Annotated in this window: 15 protein-coding genes; 7 read left to right on the top strand and 8 right to left on the bottom strand. The window is 70.9% G+C overall.

Features of this window, described 5'->3' with window-relative positions:
* Positions 1–2 precede the first annotated feature (2 nt).
* A complete protein-coding gene (locus ACIBF5_RS12825; RefSeq protein ID WP_396811045.1) occupies positions 3–791 on the top strand; it encodes an amino acid ABC transporter ATP-binding protein in 789 nt (262 codons plus the stop codon).
* On the opposite strand, the gene ACIBF5_RS12820 is transcribed toward ACIBF5_RS12825, so the two are convergent.
* Positions 774–2045 carry an APC family permease gene (locus tag ACIBF5_RS12820; RefSeq protein WP_396811043.1) on the bottom strand — a complete coding sequence of 424 codons (1272 nt, stop codon included), beginning with the start codon at positions 2043–2045 and terminating at the stop codon, positions 774–776. The genes ACIBF5_RS12825 and ACIBF5_RS12820 overlap by 18 nt on opposite strands.
* Positions 2046–2115: 70 nt before the next feature.
* Between ACIBF5_RS12820 and ACIBF5_RS12815 the strand changes: the two genes are divergently transcribed.
* Positions 2116–3084, top strand: a complete 969-nt coding sequence (locus tag ACIBF5_RS12815) for a helix-turn-helix domain-containing protein (protein ID WP_396811041.1) — start codon at positions 2116–2118, stop codon at positions 3082–3084.
* Between the two features lie 98 nt (positions 3085–3182).
* Here ACIBF5_RS12815 and ACIBF5_RS12810 read toward each other — a convergent pair whose 3' ends face one another.
* The 7 genes from ACIBF5_RS12810 to ACIBF5_RS12780 all read right to left on the bottom strand — a co-directional run bounded on the left by ACIBF5_RS12810 (position 3183) and on the right by ACIBF5_RS12780 (position 10915).
* Entirely contained in the window at positions 3183–3491 is a 309-nt protein-coding gene (locus tag ACIBF5_RS12810; RefSeq protein WP_396811039.1) for a hypothetical protein, read from the bottom strand.
* 517 nt (positions 3492–4008) lie between these two features.
* Complete coding sequence (locus ACIBF5_RS12805) at positions 4009–5370, bottom strand: hypothetical protein (RefSeq protein WP_396811037.1); 1362 nt, start codon at positions 5368–5370, stop codon at positions 4009–4011.
* A 6-nt stretch (positions 5371–5376) separates the two neighbouring features.
* Positions 5377–5748, bottom strand: a complete 372-nt coding sequence (locus tag ACIBF5_RS12800) for a hypothetical protein (RefSeq protein WP_396811035.1) — start codon at positions 5746–5748, stop codon at positions 5377–5379.
* Between the two features lie 254 nt (positions 5749–6002).
* Positions 6003–7220 carry a DUF2786 domain-containing protein gene (locus tag ACIBF5_RS12795; RefSeq protein WP_396811033.1) on the bottom strand — a complete coding sequence of 406 codons (1218 nt, stop codon included), beginning with the start codon at positions 7218–7220 and terminating at the stop codon, positions 6003–6005.
* 159 nt (positions 7221–7379) lie between these two features.
* A complete protein-coding gene (locus tag ACIBF5_RS12790; RefSeq protein WP_396811031.1) occupies positions 7380–8093 on the bottom strand; it encodes an SDR family oxidoreductase in 714 nt (237 codons plus the stop codon).
* A gap of 168 nt (positions 8094–8261) precedes the next feature.
* Positions 8262–9608, bottom strand: coding sequence for an aminopeptidase P family protein (locus ACIBF5_RS12785; protein WP_396811295.1), 1347 nt, complete (start codon positions 9606–9608; stop codon positions 8262–8264).
* A 74-nt stretch (positions 9609–9682) separates the two neighbouring features.
* Entirely contained in the window at positions 9683–10915 is a 1233-nt protein-coding gene (locus ACIBF5_RS12780; protein WP_396811029.1) for a PucR family transcriptional regulator, read from the bottom strand.
* Between the two features lie 278 nt (positions 10916–11193).
* On the opposite strand from ACIBF5_RS12780, the gene ACIBF5_RS12775 reads away from it, so the two are divergent.
* The 5 genes from ACIBF5_RS12775 to ACIBF5_RS12755 are packed head-to-tail and all read left to right on the top strand — an operon-like array spanning position 11194 to position 15986.
* Positions 11194–12378 (top strand): NAD(P)/FAD-dependent oxidoreductase, encoded by a 1185-nt coding sequence (locus ACIBF5_RS12775; protein WP_396811028.1) that lies wholly within the window; start codon positions 11194–11196, stop codon positions 12376–12378.
* On the top strand, positions 12365–12670 hold the full coding sequence (locus tag ACIBF5_RS12770; protein WP_396811026.1) for a (2Fe-2S)-binding protein: 306 nt from the start codon (positions 12365–12367) through the stop codon (positions 12668–12670). Before ACIBF5_RS12775 ends, ACIBF5_RS12770 begins: the two co-directional genes overlap by 14 nt.
* Positions 12663–14081 carry an NAD(P)/FAD-dependent oxidoreductase gene (locus ACIBF5_RS12765; protein ID WP_396811024.1) on the top strand — a complete coding sequence of 473 codons (1419 nt, stop codon included), beginning with the start codon at positions 12663–12665 and terminating at the stop codon, positions 14079–14081. Before ACIBF5_RS12770 ends, ACIBF5_RS12765 begins: the two co-directional genes overlap by 8 nt.
* Positions 14078–14989 carry a dihydrodipicolinate synthase family protein gene (locus ACIBF5_RS12760; protein WP_396811022.1) on the top strand — a complete coding sequence of 304 codons (912 nt, stop codon included), beginning with the start codon at positions 14078–14080 and terminating at the stop codon, positions 14987–14989. Before ACIBF5_RS12765 ends, ACIBF5_RS12760 begins: the two co-directional genes overlap by 4 nt.
* Positions 14982–15986 carry a proline racemase family protein gene (locus ACIBF5_RS12755; protein ID WP_396811020.1) on the top strand — a complete coding sequence of 335 codons (1005 nt, stop codon included), beginning with the start codon at positions 14982–14984 and terminating at the stop codon, positions 15984–15986. The genes ACIBF5_RS12760 and ACIBF5_RS12755 overlap by 8 nt, the downstream gene beginning before the upstream one ends.
* Positions 15987–16149 lie beyond the last annotated feature (163 nt).

The raw sequence follows: 16149 nt of genomic DNA, 5'->3' as shown, positions 1-16149 counted from the left end.
CGGTGCCCGCCATCGAGATCCGCGACCTACGTAAGTCGTTCGGCAACCTGGAGGTCCTGCGCGGGATCGACCTGTCGGTGGAGACCGGCGAGGTCGTCTGTGTGATCGGGCCGTCCGGCTCGGGCAAGTCCACTCTGCTGCGCTGCGTCAACCTGCTGGAGGAGCCGTCCAGCGGGTCGGTCCACGTCGACGGGGTGGAGGTCACCGACCCGGACTGCGACATCGACGCCGTACGACGCCGGATCGGCATGGTCTTCCAGCAGTTCAACCTCTTCGGCCACCTGCGCGTACGGGAGAACCTGACCATCGCGCAGCGCCGGGTGCTCGGCCGCAACCGGGCCGAGGCGAATCGGATCGCGGCGGAGAACCTCCAGCGCGTTGGTCTCGCCGAGAAGGCCGACGCCTACCCGGCACAGCTCTCCGGTGGCCAGCAGCAGCGGGTGGCGATCGCCCGGGCGCTGGCGATGGAGCCGAGGCTGATGCTCTTCGACGAGCCGACCAGCGCGCTCGACCCGGAACTGGTCGGCGAGGTGCTCGCGGTGATGCGTTCGCTCGCCGCCGAGGGCATGACCATGCTGGTGGTCACCCACGAGATGAGCTTCGCCCGCGAGGTCGCGTCCCGGGTGGTCTTCATGGACGGCGGCACGGTGGTCGAGTCCGGTCCGCCGGAGGAGGTCTTCGGTGCGCCCCGCGAGGCCCGCACCCGGGAGTTCCTGCACCGGGTCCTCGAACCGACGAAGGTGAGCGAGGCCGAGATCGGCGCCCACGACTGGTCAGGCGCGCAGCCGTAGGTAGAGCAGCGCCCCGGTGGCCAGGACCAACGGCCAGAGCAGGTACCACCCGGTCATCACCAGCAGCGCGCTGACCGCCACCAGCGCGCAGAGCGCGTACCGGTGGGCCCTGCTGCCCCGGGGCAGCAGGCGGAGCGCGGCGGCGGTGCCCAACGCGTACACCAGGACGAAGCAGCCGGTGGTGAGCAGCACCAGCGGCTTGGGCCCGATCCCGGCCACCACCGCGACCGCCATCGCCACCCCGGCCAGCACCGAGACCAGCAGCAGGCTGCGCCGGGGCACCTCACCCGCGCTGCTTCCCCGGTCCAACCAGGTCGGCAGCGCGCCGTCGCGCCCGAGCGCCGCACCGAGCTTCGCCGCCCCCGCGAAGTAGGCGTTCATCGTGCCGAGGGTGAGCAGCAGCGCGGCGACGGCCGCCAGCAGGTGCACCTCACCGCCGATGCCGAGCGCGAGCAGCTCCGCGAGCGGCGCCTCGCTGCTGCCCGCGGCCGGGCCGAGCACCAGCACGGTGGCGGTGGCGACGCCGAGGTAGAGGACCCCGACCACGACGACCGCGATGGTCGCCGCCCGGGGCAGGTCGCGCCTCGGCCGCCGGAAGTCCGCGGCCAGGTGGGTGATCGCCTCCCAACCGGCGAAGCTCCAGACCAGCAGCGCCGCCGCCGGCCCGACCGCGAACCAGCCGTGCGGTGCGAACGGCTCCAGGTTCTCCCATCGCAGGTGCGGCACCGCCGCGACCACCGCGGTCAGCAGGAGCGCCACCAGCCCGGCGGCGAGCACCAGTTGCAGCCGGCCGGAAACCCGCAGCCCGAACGCGTTCGTCACGGTCACGACCAGGATCAGGAGCGCCCCGGTCACCGCCGTGGTGGTCTCGCCGCCCCCGACCGCGACCGCGACGTAGTCACCGGCGAAGAGCGCGGCGGCGGGTGCGCCCGCCGGGACCGCGAAATAGAAACACCAACCGACGATCGCCGCCGCCCGCGACCCGAAGGCGTTCCGGACGTACGTGGAGACCCCGCCCGCGTCGGGGTAGCGGGCGCCGAGGGCGGCGAAGGTGGCGGCCAACGGTGCCGAGAGCACGACCAGGGCGAGCCAGGCGAGCAGCGAGGCCGGCCCGGCCGCCTCCGCCGCTAGCGCCGGTAGGGCGATCACGCCCGTGCCGAGCACCGCCCCGACGTAGAGCGCGGTGCCCTGGGCGACGGTCAGCCGACCGCCGGAACGTACGGAGGGGCTGTTTTCGATCAACGAGTCGGTCACGGGTCAAACCTGCTGCACTCCAGAGTGGGCGAACAGTGGCAGGAATGCCGATCTGCGGTACGTTTCTGCCATGAGTGCGCCGCACGTCGTCGCTGTCGCCGTCACCGACGCCATCCCGGTCTTCGAGTTCGCCGTACCCTGCGAGGTCTTCGGCATCGACCGCTCCGACCTGGTCGATCCCTGGTACGACCTGCGCCTCTGCGCCGCCGAGCCGGGCCCGCTGCGCACCACGCTCGGCATGCGGATCGACACCCCCTACGGCCTCGACGAGCTGGCCGAGGCGGACACGGTCGTCGTGGCGGCCTGCAACCGGCAGGTGCAACTGCACCCACCCGTGCCGCTGCTGGACGCGTTGCACCACGCCCGCGCCCGGGGTGCCCGGATCGTCTCGATCTGTAGCGGCGCCTACATGCTGGCGTACGCCGGGATGCTCGACGGGCGTCGGGCCACCACGCACTGGATGAACGCGGTCGACTTCGCCCATCGCTTCCCACGCGTGAGGGTCGACCCGGACGTGCTCTACACCGACGACGGCGACCTGTTCACCTCTGCCGGCACCGGCGCCGCCATCGACCTCTGCCTGCACCTGGTCCGCCTCGACCACGGCACCGCCGTCGCCAATGAGGTGGCCCGGCGGATGGTGGTGCCACCGCATCGCGACGGCGGACAGGCCCAGTACGCCCGCCCGGTCACCCGGGGCGAACCGCACTCCGACCTCGCGCCGCTGCTCAACTGGGCGCGCGAGCACCTGGACCGGCCGCTGACCGTGGCGGAGTTGGCGCGCCAGGCGCATCTGAGCCCGCGTACGTTCGCCCGCCGGTTCCGCGACACCCTCGGCACCAGCCCGCTCCAGTGGCTGGTCGAACAGCGGGTACGGGTGGCCCAGGAGTTGCTGGAGACGACCGACGAACCGGTCGAACGGATCGCCCGCGAGGCCGGCTTCGGCAACCCGGTCAGCCTCCGCCGGCACTTCCGCCGGGTCACCAGCGTGTCACCGCAGACGTACCGGCACGTCTTCCGCCGAGCGGGCGCGCCCTGAAACGAAGTCCCCGCCAAAGCTTCCGTAGGTTACTTACCTGTGCTCGTTCTCGGTGCTGATGGCTCAAACGGTTCTGACTCCGTTGCCCTACGGGCCCGCTACAGGTCGAGGCGGGACACCACCGGTCGGGTCGTTGGCTCGGCGTACTCGGTCAACCTGAACCGATTCCGATCGTCGGTGGTGTGGACGTTGACCGCGATGGTGCTGTCGTCGGCGAACCGCAGGACGAAGACCGGGTCGAGGTCGCAGAGGAAGGCGATCTCCTCCCTGTCCTGGTCACGAACCCGGGCTACCGCGTCCCACTCGGTGTCGTCGCTGCCGACCACCACCGAGACCTCGACACTGCCGAGACGGGTCGACGGGTTCGCCCACCAGTCCAGCCATCCGGACGCCTCGAATCGATCCATGGCCATAGCATCCCACCGCGTACGGGTCACCCCTCCTCGGGCGGCGACGTCCCGTGGAACTCGCGGCTCTCACAGGTGGCCGGTTCAGTAGCTCCTGAGCGTTCTGCCTCACGAGCCCGTTTTGGGGGCGTAGCAACGGGTCCGCCAAAGGAGGTGTCGCGGCGGCTGCGGCCGTTACCAACATCCCTTTGCGACAGTGCACTATCCCCGAACAGCCTGTCAACGGGTCGGACAAGCCCTTGACGAGGCTATCCAGGTGGCGGACGCCTGGTCGGGCAGCGGCGAACTCAGCTGCCTGCCGTCCCCGAGTGAGGAATTGCCGCACTGGCGCCGCAGCGTACCGAGGTGGGCTTCCGTGGTTCGCTTTCCTACACCGTCACCGACCTGCGATTCTGGCTGAGACAGCAAACGGTTCCCGGGTGGGGTGGAGCGTGTCGGCACCTCCACCCCACGCGAGGTGAACGCACTCCGATCGCTTGACGAAGCCGCCGAGTGGCCGGATCACACCGCTACGACCTCAGACGGCGCGGGCTGGTGAGCGGCCGGGGCGTCGTCCACCGCGCCGACCGGGGTTTGCGGCACGGCGCCCGACGGCGGCCGCGCCCCAGCAGGCCGCGCTCGCACACGCCATGAGGATGAGTGGCAGGCTGACCCGGTCGACCGAGGATCCAAGGTGCCAGGTGAGGTCGTGCGGGGTGATGAGATACGTCAGGACCAGGCTGGCCGCGTACGCGACATTGACGGCCCAGAGCCAGAGGTCCGAGCCGATGCCCAACTCGCGTCGTGCCCGCCGGAGGAAGAGCACACCGAGCAGCGCCACCCCGAGCGAGATCGCGACGATGGGGCCGCTGATCCGCGCCATCGCGACGAAGATCTGCTGGAACCGGTCGAGCATCACCGGGTCGGCGGTCAGCAGTTGGTGGAACTGACCACCGGCAACGAGGTCGGACTGAGCACCGAGGAGCCGGGCGATCAGGCTCCACGACAATCCTGCCGCGACCGGTAGCCAGACCCGCCACGCCAGACGCAAGTTGCGCCGCTCCTTCACCGTCACCAGAGCGGCCAACACGACGACCGTCACGAAGCCTTCGTTCTTCGACAGACCGGCAACGGTCAGCAGGAGCAGTGGGAGCGTGGGACGGGTCAGACCGTCTGCCGCGAAGAGCAACAGCACCGCGCCGGCGACAAACGCCGCAGCCCAGAGCGCGTCGCTGTACCCGCCCGAAACGTTCTGCCAGGCGACTGACCAGGCGGCGAGGCCGACCGCGACCCCGGCCAGCCGGGACACCCCCGCCGGCGCCGCGCCGGTGGCACGCCGAACAGCGTACGCGAGCACGACGATCGCTGAGAACGTGACGAGGGCGGAGACGAACTGCGCGACGTAGAAGTCGTAGTCCGGAAGCACGGCCCACACGGCGGCGACCGGGGCCGAGGGCAGCGGCGGGTAGTCGGTGTGCGAGAAGGCGTACGTCGGGTTTTCGATAGCGGCCCGGGCGACCTCGCCACCCTTGGTGAAGTATGCGGCGTGTAGCCACCAGATTGAGTGCGAGTCCCACTTCATCGGCAGGTCGAGCACCAGCAGCAGCGGGGGCAGCAGAGGTCCGACCAGCCACAGGACGTCGGCCCACGAGCCGTACGGCAGCAGCTCGACCACGCGTTTGCGCAGGATGGGGATCAGCGCGTACTGCGCAAGCAGCAGTGCGACGGTCCAGAGTAGCAACGGACCGTCCAACAGCAGCATGAGGATGGTCGCCGCCGCGCTGGTGAGCGTGCTGATCAGCGGTGCGATCACCAGCGCGAGCAGAGGTGCGCGAGTGAGCGCCAGGGCGAGCGGAAAGCCCGCGACAATGATCAGCAGTACCGCGACAATCGGAGCCATCGCTGGTCACACTCTCTCTACGACGAGTCGGAACCCGCTACCGTCCGGGGCGTTCTCGTCGTCGACGGTCGTGACCACGACATCGGCCCGGCTCCGATTGTCGACCACGACAACGTCGTATATGACGGCAAGCTCCATGACCCGTTGATGCCGCCAAAGACCGTCGGCGGTCTCGGATTCCTGGCCGTTGAACATCCGGGTGCCTGCGGGTACGCCCTGACGGAACGCGGCGCGCAACGCCTCGAACTTCGGGTCGGTCTGACGCACCGATCCCGACTTCGCGAGTAACCGAGCGCCCGACTTGGTCGCGTCAAGCGCGCCTCCACTGCTCAGCGCAAAGACGACCAGCACCAGGGCCACGACGAGCGAGCGGATCACGAAACTGCCCGTATGCGCCAACGGACCTCGGCGGGCGGCACCATCCGATGCCGTACCGCCAAGCTTGTCAACGTCGCCGACATTTGTGACGTCAGGTCTCACGGTTTCCCCCGGGGGCTGTTCTGGTCCGCGCGATGCTATCTGGCGCTCCCGGCACGGTTGTGGCTGGGCAGCGCGGACGACAGCGGCGCTCGGAGCGTTGTCGAGCCGTCCGGGATGTCAGCGGCTGATTCAACATCCGAGAAGACGTTGTACTACCGGCCCGGGTCCGGAAGGGCGGCGCGGTCAGCGGCGTCCCGGCCGGACTCCCAACCCTCGCGGCTGTCGACGCGGCTGCCCCGGGCGCGGACCGTACGCGGGAAGATCCGGTTCATGGTCTCGCGGACCTGCTCGTCCCGGGAGGCGAGCACCGGCAGCAGGTCGGCCGGGTCGGTGACCCCGGTTCCGCCGACGTCGGTGGTGACCTCCTCCAGCGCCGCCTGTGCGGCGGTGGCGAGGCGTTCGCCGATGCGTACCGAGAAGGCCACCAGGAAGGACTGGCGGAATGCCTTCAGTCTGGCCCGTCCGGCCTTGCCACCCGGCGGCTCGTTCTGTGCCATCGTCCGGTGCGCCTGCACCAGCAGCGAGGTGTAGAGCAGGTCGACGGCGTCGATGTCGGCGTCGAAGCCGAAGACGGTGCTGAACGCGAGTTCCGGTGACCAGACCGTGTGGCAGCGGTTGGCCCGGGCCACGGCGTCGAGCAGGGATGCCTTCTCACCCTCGTACGGATGGTCCACCCCGATCCGCCGCGCGAACGGCACCACGGTCGCCGTCTCACCACCACGCGCGATCAGCAGCGCCTCGTCCAGGCTGTGCCGGGTGACGAGTTCCTGGGCCTTGGCGGTGTACGCCTCCGCCTCGGCCGGAAACGTGGTCGACTCGGCCTTGGCCAGCAGGGCGCGTACCCGGTCGAGCAGCCGCGTGTCGACCCGGGACGAACCGCCGGTCGACTGGTTGGCCGGCGCGGCGGGGGTTCCCGGCGGTGGGACGAGCACCTCGACCGGTGGCAGCTCGGCGAGGGTGGTGAGCAGGCTCAACACCACGTCGAGTACGGCCACCCGGTCGATCCGCCAGCGCCGGGCGACCTCGTCCAGGTAGGTCGCGTCGTCGCTCCACCAGACCCGGGCTTTGAGCGCGTCGGCCTGGGCCAGCCACCGCTGGTCGACGGTGGCCCGGGGAAACCGTCGCAGGTGCGCGGCGACCGCGTCGGTGAGCAGTTCGCCCTGCTGTGGCTGGCCCCGGCGGGCGACCACCCGGTGCAGCTCGGCCGGCTGCCAGCCCTTGCCGGAGAGACGGGCCACGGCTTCCTGTACGGCGGCGACCAGCGCCGGGTCGACCTCCGCCGCGGGCGCGACGGTCAGCGCGTCCAACCCCGGTTCATAACCGACCGCACCGCTTACTACCGCCCTGATCCGTTCCCGCACTGACGTCACTAGCACAAGGCTACGGATCTCGGTCCGGGCGTGCGCCGGGGTGTCACTACCAGTGGCGGCTGACACCGGGACGGAGCGTGACCGGCTCTGCGGGCGGCGTTGCCCGGCTGGTGGGGGAGGGTGACCAAGGACTGCCCTCCCCCCACCAGCCTGTTCCGCTCAGGCCGTTGCGGCCAGGTGCGGGTAGAGGGTCGGGATGTCCGCTGCCAGCGCGTTCTTCACCAGGTGGGTCCAGTCGTCGGCAAGCACCTCGTGCTGGCCGGCCTCGACCGCGTCGATGGTCATCCGGGCCACGTCGGCGGGAGGGGTCTTCAGGTCGGTCTCCGCCGCCCGTTCGGCGGCCATGTCGGTGTCGATCCAGCCCGCGTAGACGCCGGTGACGCCCACGCCGTGCGGGTGCAGTTGCTGACGGAGCGTGTTGGTCGCCGACCATCCAGCGGCCTTCGACGCCGCGTACCCGCCGAGCATCGCGAACCAGGCGAGCGTTGACTGAACGTTGACCAGGTGGCCGCCGTTGGCGATGAGCCGGGGGGCGAACGCCCGGGTGACCTGCAGCGGTCCGAAGAAGTTGATTTCGATCTCGCGGCGGACCTCGGCCAGGTCTCCGTCCAGGAGGTCGGCCGCGAGGGTGACACCGGCGTTGTTGATCAGCAGGTTGACGTCCGGGGCCTGCGCGACGGCGGCCTCGATCGAGGCCGGGTCGGTGAGTTCGAGGTGCAGCGGGACAACCCTCGGATCGGTGGTGATCGTCTTCGGGTCGCGGGCGGTGGCGTAGACCTTCGCCGCGCCGCGGGCGAGCGCCTCGTCCACGAGCGCCTTGCCGAGGCCCCGGTTGCCCCCGGTTACGAATACCGAGGCGTCCTTGATCTTCATGTCTTCCTTTCGGTCGGGTGGTGGGAGGGTGTCCGCCGCCGTACCTGCGGACGCTGGAGTGGCCCCACCGAGCTCCTATGGATGAGGAGCCTAATCTAATCGACCGAGAAGGGTGGCGGTTTAGAAGTCATATGTAATCCAAATCTCAGGTGTGGCTCGGCCACGCGACTAGCTCAGGTTGGCCATCCAGCTCTCCACGTCGGCAGCGGTACGCGGCAGGGCGGCGGAGAGGTTCCGGCTGCCGGTCGCGGTGATCAACAGGTCCTCTTCGATCCGCATCCCCAGCCCACGCAGCTCGGCCGGGACCAGCTCGTCGTTCGGCTGGAAGTACAGCCCCGGCTCGACGGTCAGGGTCATGCCGGCCTGGAGCTCGCCGTCGGCGTACCGGGCCGGGGTGGCACGGGCACAGTCGTGCACGTCCAGCCCGAGCATGTGCCCCGAACCGCAGAGCGTCCACCGCCGGTAGAGCTGCCGCTGCGGGTCGAGCGCCTCCTCCAGCGAACAACGCAGCAACCCCATCTCCACCAGGCCGGTGGCGAAGACCGCCATCGCCGCCCAGTGGTAGTCACGGAACGACGCACCGGGGCGCAGCGCCGCGATGGCCGCGTCGTTAGCCGCGCGTACCAGTTCGTAGACGTCACGCTGGACCGGAGTGAACCGGCCGTTGACCGGCAGCACCCTGGTGATGTCCGCGGTGTAACGGGTGCCGACCTCCACCCCCGCGTCGAGCAGGAGCAACTGCCCCGGACGGACCTGGCCGGTGTTCTCCTTCCAGTGCAGGACCGCCGCGTGCCAACCCGCTGCCACGATCGAGTGGTAGCCGACCTCCTCGCCCTCGGTCCGGGCACGCCGCCAGAAGGTGCCCTCCAGCCACCGTTCGCCACCAGGGCCGCCCGCCTCCGGCAGCGCCCGTACGACGTCCTCGAAGCCGTGGACGGTGACGTCGACCGCATGCTGGAGCTGCGCGATCTCCCATTCGTCCTTGATCAGGCGCAGGTCCGCCAGCGCCACCGCGAGATCGGTGTCGGCGGCCGGATCGGTCACCGGGACCAGTGCGTCGAGGAGCGGGTCGACGCCGCGCAGCAGCCTGGGCCGGCGGGCACCGCGCAGTGCGTCCGGCAGCTCCGCCAGCGGGCGGCAGCGTAGGTCCAGCGCCCGGCCCAGGCTCGCCAGGTCGGCACGGGGACCGTTCCAGACCACCCCGGCGGTCCGGTCCGCCCAGTAGGCGGTGCTCCCCAGCCGGGGCGGTTCGTCCGTGAAGAGGGTCGCCTCGCCGTCCGGATCGAGCACCAGCGTCCCGCCGCGCGACCCGTCCCCGGTCAACCAGGTGTAGTCGGCACCGGGACGGAACCGGTAGAACTGGTCGTTGCTGCGTACCGGTGCCGTGCCGGCCGGCACCACCAGGTGCTCACCGGGGAACATGCCGTGCAGCCGGGTCCGGCGCTTCGCCGCCCATACCGCCACCTCCGGGTGGACCTCGACCGGCGCCTCCGGCTCACTCCAGCCGTCGGCCATGAACTCGGCCAGGGCGGCCGGAATGGCCAGGTCGTGGCTGCCGGTGTCGAGCGTCTCGGACACGGGTCCCCTCCTCAGTGTTGCGAACGGTAGTTGCCGGTGAGCCGGCCCAGCTTCAGCGCCAGGTGCAGGCAGAGCCGTTCGTTGCCGTCCTTCAGGTCGGTCTCGGCGAGCTGCTCGACCCGTTGCAGTCGGTAGTAGAGGGTCGTCCGGTGCAACCGGAGCTGCTCGGCGGTGGCGTGCGCGTTGCCGGCCAGGTCCAGGTACGCCTCCAACGTCTCCAGCAGCACGTGGTTGGCGTCGTCGCGTAGTAGCCGTTCCAGCCCGGGATGCACCCCGGCCACGTCGAGATGCTGATTGTCCAGACGGGACAGCACCCGGTAGATGCCCAGGGTCGCCCAGGAGACCACCCGGCCCAGCGCGGGTAACTGCACCCCGACCCGCGCCGACTGCGCCGCCTCCTCGTACGAGCCGACGGCGTCGACCAGCCCCGACCGCGACCCGCCGATGCCGATCACCGTACGGGCGACCGAGCCGAGCCCCCGGGTCGCGTGCTGCAACGCCTCGTCGAGATGCCGGGCGACCGCCTCCGGCGCGGGCCGGCCGGCGACCCGGCCACCGCAGAGCAGCAGCACGCCGTGGTCGTGCCGCACCAGGTGCAGTGCCTCGCGGATGCCGAGCCAGCGGCGGGTGGTGACCAACGCCTGCTCCAGGGCGATCCGAGCCACCTCGTCGGGCACCTGACCACGTTGGACGACGAGTTGGGCGACCAACGCGGTGGTCGCGCCGTCGCCGACGATCACGCCCTCCTCAAGCAACGTACGAACCGCGTGCCGGCGCGCCTCCAGGCTCTCCACCAGCAGGGTGCGAGCCGCCTCGGTCTCCCGCTGTGAGGCCAGTTCGCCGAGCAGGTTCTCCCGGTAGAGCGCCAGCGACAGGTCGGACATCACGCTGGTGGCGGTCTCGATGTCGGCGTCGGTCATCCCCTCGTCGGCGTCGATGAACCAGACGAACCCGAGTAGCAGGTCGTCGTGGCGGATCGGCACGCAGACCCGGGGCAGCAGGTCGAGATCGGCGCAGGCCGGTGTGCGTACCGGCTCGCGGGCCTTCATGATGCCGACGTTGCGGAACCAGGCGATCACCTCCGGGGTGGTCTGCCGCCGCAGGATCGAGGCACGTCGTACGTCGTCCAGCACACCGGTGTGCTCGCTGTACACCACCACACGCTGGCGCCGGTCCTCGATCAGCGCCGGTCGACCGACGCGGGCGGCGACGGCATCGACGATGCGTTGCAGCTCAGCCTGCATGTCATCCCCTGGTCGTCCGTGAATGCCGCAGAAGGCAGGTGCTCCGGGAATCCGACCGGAGCCGTTGGACCGCCAGGCCCTACCTTCGCGTTGATATTGGTCCGAGCGCAAGGGGTCGTTACCAACTCCAGACCGAAGCCGTGCCCACCTACCGGCAGAAGTCGGGGCGAACCACCGACAGAAGTGACTGCCGGGCGGGGCGCTGTTCCGGCAACTGTCCGAAGACTCGCCGTAACCGCCGTACCTACGGTTGCCCCAAGAACGGGGGAGGAGGCGACATGCCGGACAGGTACGACGTGGTAGTGATCGGAGCCGGGATCATCGGAGCCGCCTGCGCGTACGCCTGCGCCCGCCGGGGACTGTCGGTGGCCGTACTCGAACGCGGTGGACTGGTCAGTGGCGCCACCGGGTCGGGTGAGGGCAACCTGTTGGTCTCGGACAAATCACCCGGTCCCGAACTGGACCTGGCGTTGCGCAGCCTCCGACTCTGGCGACAACTCGCCGCCGAACTTCCCGACCGGTACGGCGATTTCGAACTGGAACCGAAGGGCGGGCTGATGGTCGCCCGCACCGCCACCGGCCTCGCCGCCCTGCACGAGTTCGCGGCCGGACAGGGCGCCGCCGGTGTCACCGCCGAACCGGTCGACCCGGCCGGGTTGCGCGATCTCGAACCCGGGCTCGCCGACGGGCTCACCGGCGGCGTGTACTACCCGCAGGACATGCAGCTCATGCCGGCACGGGCGGCCGTCGTGCTGCTCGCCGCGGCCCGGGGCGCGGGAGCGAGCGTACGGCTACGGACCGAGGTCACCTCGGTCCGCCGGGACACCGCCGGGCGGGTCACCGGTGTCGGTACGGCGGACGGGGTGATCGGCGCCGAACATGTGGTGAACGCGGCCGGTGCGTGGGCCGGCGACGTCGCCGCGTTGGCCGAAGCCGCTGTACCGATCGGCCCCAGGCGCGGTTTCGTCCTGGTCACCGAACCGGTCCCGCCGCTGGTACGGCACAAGGTCTACGTCGCCGACTACCTGGAGAACGTGGCAAGTGGCGACGCCGACCTCCAGTTCTCCGCCGTGGTGGAGGGGACCCCGAGTGGCACCATCCTGATCGGCGCCACCCGTGAACTCGTCGGCTTCGACCCCACCCCCAACCCCGAAGCGGTACGGCGACTCGCGTACGGCGCGATCTCGCTCTTCCCGGCGCTCGCCGGAATCCGGGCGATGCGGTTCTACCACGGCTTCCGGCCGTTCTCGCCGGACCACCTGCCGGTGATTGGCGCCGACCCGAGGGCACCCGGCCTGATCCACGCGCACGGGCACGAGGGGGCCGGGATCGGACTCGCCCCGATCACCGGTGAGCTGGTCGCCCAGCTTCTCCTCGGCGAACGTCCGGAGCTGGACATGCGTCCGTTCAGTCCGGCCCGGTTCATGACCGACGAGGAGGAACACGTCGATGCAGCCGCTTGACCAGTCGCCGCCGCGCAGCGGTTTCCAGGTCACCGTGGACGGTGCCCCGGTCGCCGCCCGACCCGGGCAGACCATCGCGGCGGTGCTGCTCGCCGCCGGTCAGCGCGCCACCCGGCGAACCCGGTTCGGGGGACGCCCACGCGGCGTCTTCTGCGGGATCGGCATGTGTTTCGACTGCCTCGTTGTCTGCAACGGAGAGTCGGGCGTCCGGTCCTGCCTGCGTCCGGTCGCTCCGGGCGACGTCATCGAGACCGACGTCGACCGTCCGGCAGCGGGAACCGACCATGCCTGACCAACCGAGAATCGTCGTCGTCGGTGCCGGACCGGCCGGGCTCGCCGCCGCGCTCGCCGCAGCCGACCACGGTGCCGAGGTCTCCGTCGTCGACCTGGGCAGCCTCCCCGGTGGGCAGTACCTGCGCCAGCCGGCGGTCGCCGGGCTGCCGCCGGCCCGACACGGCGCGGCAGCCGTACGACTCCTGCACCGCACCCGTAACCACCCCCGGATCGTCTTCCTCCTCGGCCACCAGGTCTGGCAGGCGACGGCGCAACCGGGCAGCGACCCGGATCACCCCGTCCTGACGCTGCGGCTGGAGGGCCCGGCCGGACCGGTGACGATGCGCCCCGCCGCGCTGGTGCTGGCGCCCGGCGGCCACGACCGGGTGGTCCCCTTCCCCGGCTGGGACCTGCCCGGCGTGGTCACCGCGGGTGCCGCCCAGGCCCTCGCCAAAGGGCAGGGGGTGCTGGTCGGTCGGCGGGTACTGGTCGCCGGGACCGGCCCGTTCCTGCTCACCGTCGCCGACGGGCTCGCCGCCGCCGGAGCAGAGGTCGCCGGGGTGGTCGAGGCGTCCCGGCTGCACCGCTGGGCGGGGCACCTCGGCGCGATCGCCAGCGCACCCGGCAAGCTCGGCGAAGCGTTTCGCTACCTGGGTGGCCTGCGTCGCCGCCGGATCCCGATCTGGTCCGGCGAGGCGGTCACCCAGGTCGAGCCGGACGGCGACGGGCTCCGCGCCACGGTGCGCCGGGTCGACGCCGAGTGGCGCCCCGGGCCGGTGACCCGGACCGTGACAGTGGACGCACTCTGCGTCGGCCACGGCTTCACCCCCTCGGTGGAGCTGGCCGTGGCGCTCGGCTGCGCCGTACGGACCGATCCGGCCGACGGCAGCCTCGTGGTCGATGTCGACGAATCCCAGGCGAGCACCGTGCCCGGGGTCTTCGTGGCCGGCGAGGCGACCGGGGTGGGCGGGGCCGACCTCGCCCGCCACGAGGGAACCCTGGCCGGACTCGCCGCGCTGCACCGGACCGGCCGCCTCGACACCGCCACGTTCCACCGTGCCGCGGTCGGGCCGCGCCGCCGGATCGTCGGCCAGCGCCGGTTCGCCACCGCGTTGCACCGGGTCTACCCGGTGCCGGACGGCTGGACCCACTGGCTGCGACCGGAGACGGTGCTCTGCCGGTGCGAGGAGGTGACGGTCGGGCGGACCCGCTCCGACGTCGCCGCGTACGGCATCGACGACCTTCGCGCCCTGAAGCTGGTCACCCGGATCGGCATGGGCCGCTGCCAGGGCCGGATGTGTGGGCGGGCCGCGGCCTGCCTGCTCGGGCAGGTGAGTGGGCGAGCGCAACCGCTGGCCACCTTCGCCAACCGCCAACTAGCCATGCCGGTGCCACTACGCACCGTCGCCGAGGAAGGAACACCCCAGTGACAGCTCTCCAACCGTGGCAGGGCGTCGTGGTCGCCATCCCCACGCCGTTCCGCGACGACCTCTCCATCGACTTCGACCGGCTGCAGGAACACGTGCGCTGGCTCGCCGACGAGGGCTGCCATGGTGTCACGCCGTGCGGTTCGCTGGGGGAGTACCAGAACCTCAGCGACGACGAACGCGCGGACGTGGTGCGGGCGACCGTCGAGGCCGCCCCGGCCGGGTTCGCCGTGGTCCCGGGGGTCGGCGGGTACGGCAGCCGCCAGTCCCGCCGCTGGGCCGAGCACGCCGCGAAGGTAGGGGCGCAGGCCGTACTCGCGCTGCCGCCGAACACCTACGCGGCCCGGGACAGCGAGGTCGTCGCGCACTTCCGTGAGGTTGCCTCGGCGGGACTGCCGGTGGTCGCGTACAACAACCCGTTCGACACCAAGGTGGACCTCACCCCCGAACTGCTCGCCACGATCGCCGAGACCGACGGCGTGGTGGCGGTGAAGGAGTTCAGCGGCGACGTACGGCGGCTGCACCGCATCCTTGACCTCAGCCCGCACCTCGACGTGCTGGCCGGCGCCGACGACGTCCTGCTGGAACTGGTGGTCTGCGGGGCGAAGGGCTGGATCGCCGGCTTCCCGAACGCCCTGCCGAGGCTCTCCGTCCAGCTCTACGAACTCGCCCGGGCGCAGGACCTCGCCGCCGCGCTGCCGCTCTACGCCGCGCTGCACCCGATCTTCGGGTGGGACAGCCGACCGGTCTTCGTACAGGCGATCAAGCTCGGGATGGAACTCGCCGGCCGGTACGGCGGCCCGTGTCGCCCACCGCGCGGCCCGCTCTCCCCGGAGACCGAGGCCCAGGTACGCAAGGACATGGCCCGTGCGCTCGCCACCGTCGTTGTCGCCGGGGGTTCGGATGCGTAGCCGGATGGTGTTGCACGCGGTCGACTCGCACACCGAGGGGATGCCGACCCGGGTGATCACCGGCGGCGTCGGGGTGCTGCCCGGGGAGACCATGTTCGAGCGCAAGCGCCTCTTCGAGCAGGACCGGGACGGGTTGCGTCGGTTGCTGATGTTCGAGCCGCGCGGTCACTCGGCCATGTCGGGCGCGATCCTGCAACCACCGACCCGGCCGGACGCCGACTTCGGGGTGCTCTTCATCGAGGTCTCCGGCCTGCTGCCGATGTGCGGGCACGGCACCATCGGGGTGGCGACGGTGCTGGTCGAAAGTGGCATGGTGCCGGTGGTGGAACCGGTGACCACGGTCCGGCTGGACACGCCGGCCGGGCTGGTCACCGTCGACGTGGCGGTCCGCGACGGCCGCGCCGCCGGGGTCACCATCCGGAACGTGCCGTCCTTCCTGCTCGCCGCCGACCAGGAGGTCCAGGTGGGAGACGGGATCGGTACGGTCCGCTACGACATGGCCTTCGGTGGCAACTTCTATGCCATCGTGCAGGCCGAGTCGCTCGGCCTACAGGTGGAGCCTGCGACGGTGCCGGAGCTGATCCGTCGGGGCTTGAAGATCATGGCGGCGATCGAGGAGCAGGCGCCGCCGGTGCATCCCACCAACCCCGGCATCGACGACTGCCGGCACGTCCAGATCGTCCAGCCCGGCCAAGACGGCGCGGATGCGCGCAACGCTGTGGTGATCCACCCCGGGTGGGTGGACCGCTCGCCGTGCGGCACCGGTACGTCGGCCCGGATGGCGCAGTTGCACGCCCGTGGCCTGCTCGCCCTCGACTCCGACTTTGTCAACGAGTCCCCGGTCGGCACCCGGTTCACCGGTCGCCTGGTCGGTACGACCACCGTCGGCGACCTGCCCGCCGTCCTCCCCACGGTGACGGGCCGCGCCTGGATCACCGGCACCGCCCAGTACCTGCTCGACCCCGACGACCCCTTCCCCGAAGGCTTCGTGCTCTGAGGTAAGGAAGGGCCCCCTGTTATCGCTTTCCGTTGTACAAGGGGCCCTTCCTAACCTCATTCAGGTGTCGGAAGCCACCCGTTGACCTGCCGACATCTGCACGGTGACCGACATGTGACGAGGCTTCTACATTCGTTGCGCGGCGGGGACCCTTCGGGGGCGC

The sequence above is a fragment of the Micromonospora sp. NPDC050417 genome (genome assembly GCF_044458865.1).
Classification (GTDB): domain Bacteria; phylum Actinomycetota; class Actinomycetes; order Mycobacteriales; family Micromonosporaceae; genus Micromonospora_G.
Note: the sequence above shows the minus strand (reverse complement) of the source record. Positions and strands in the feature narration are given on the sequence as shown.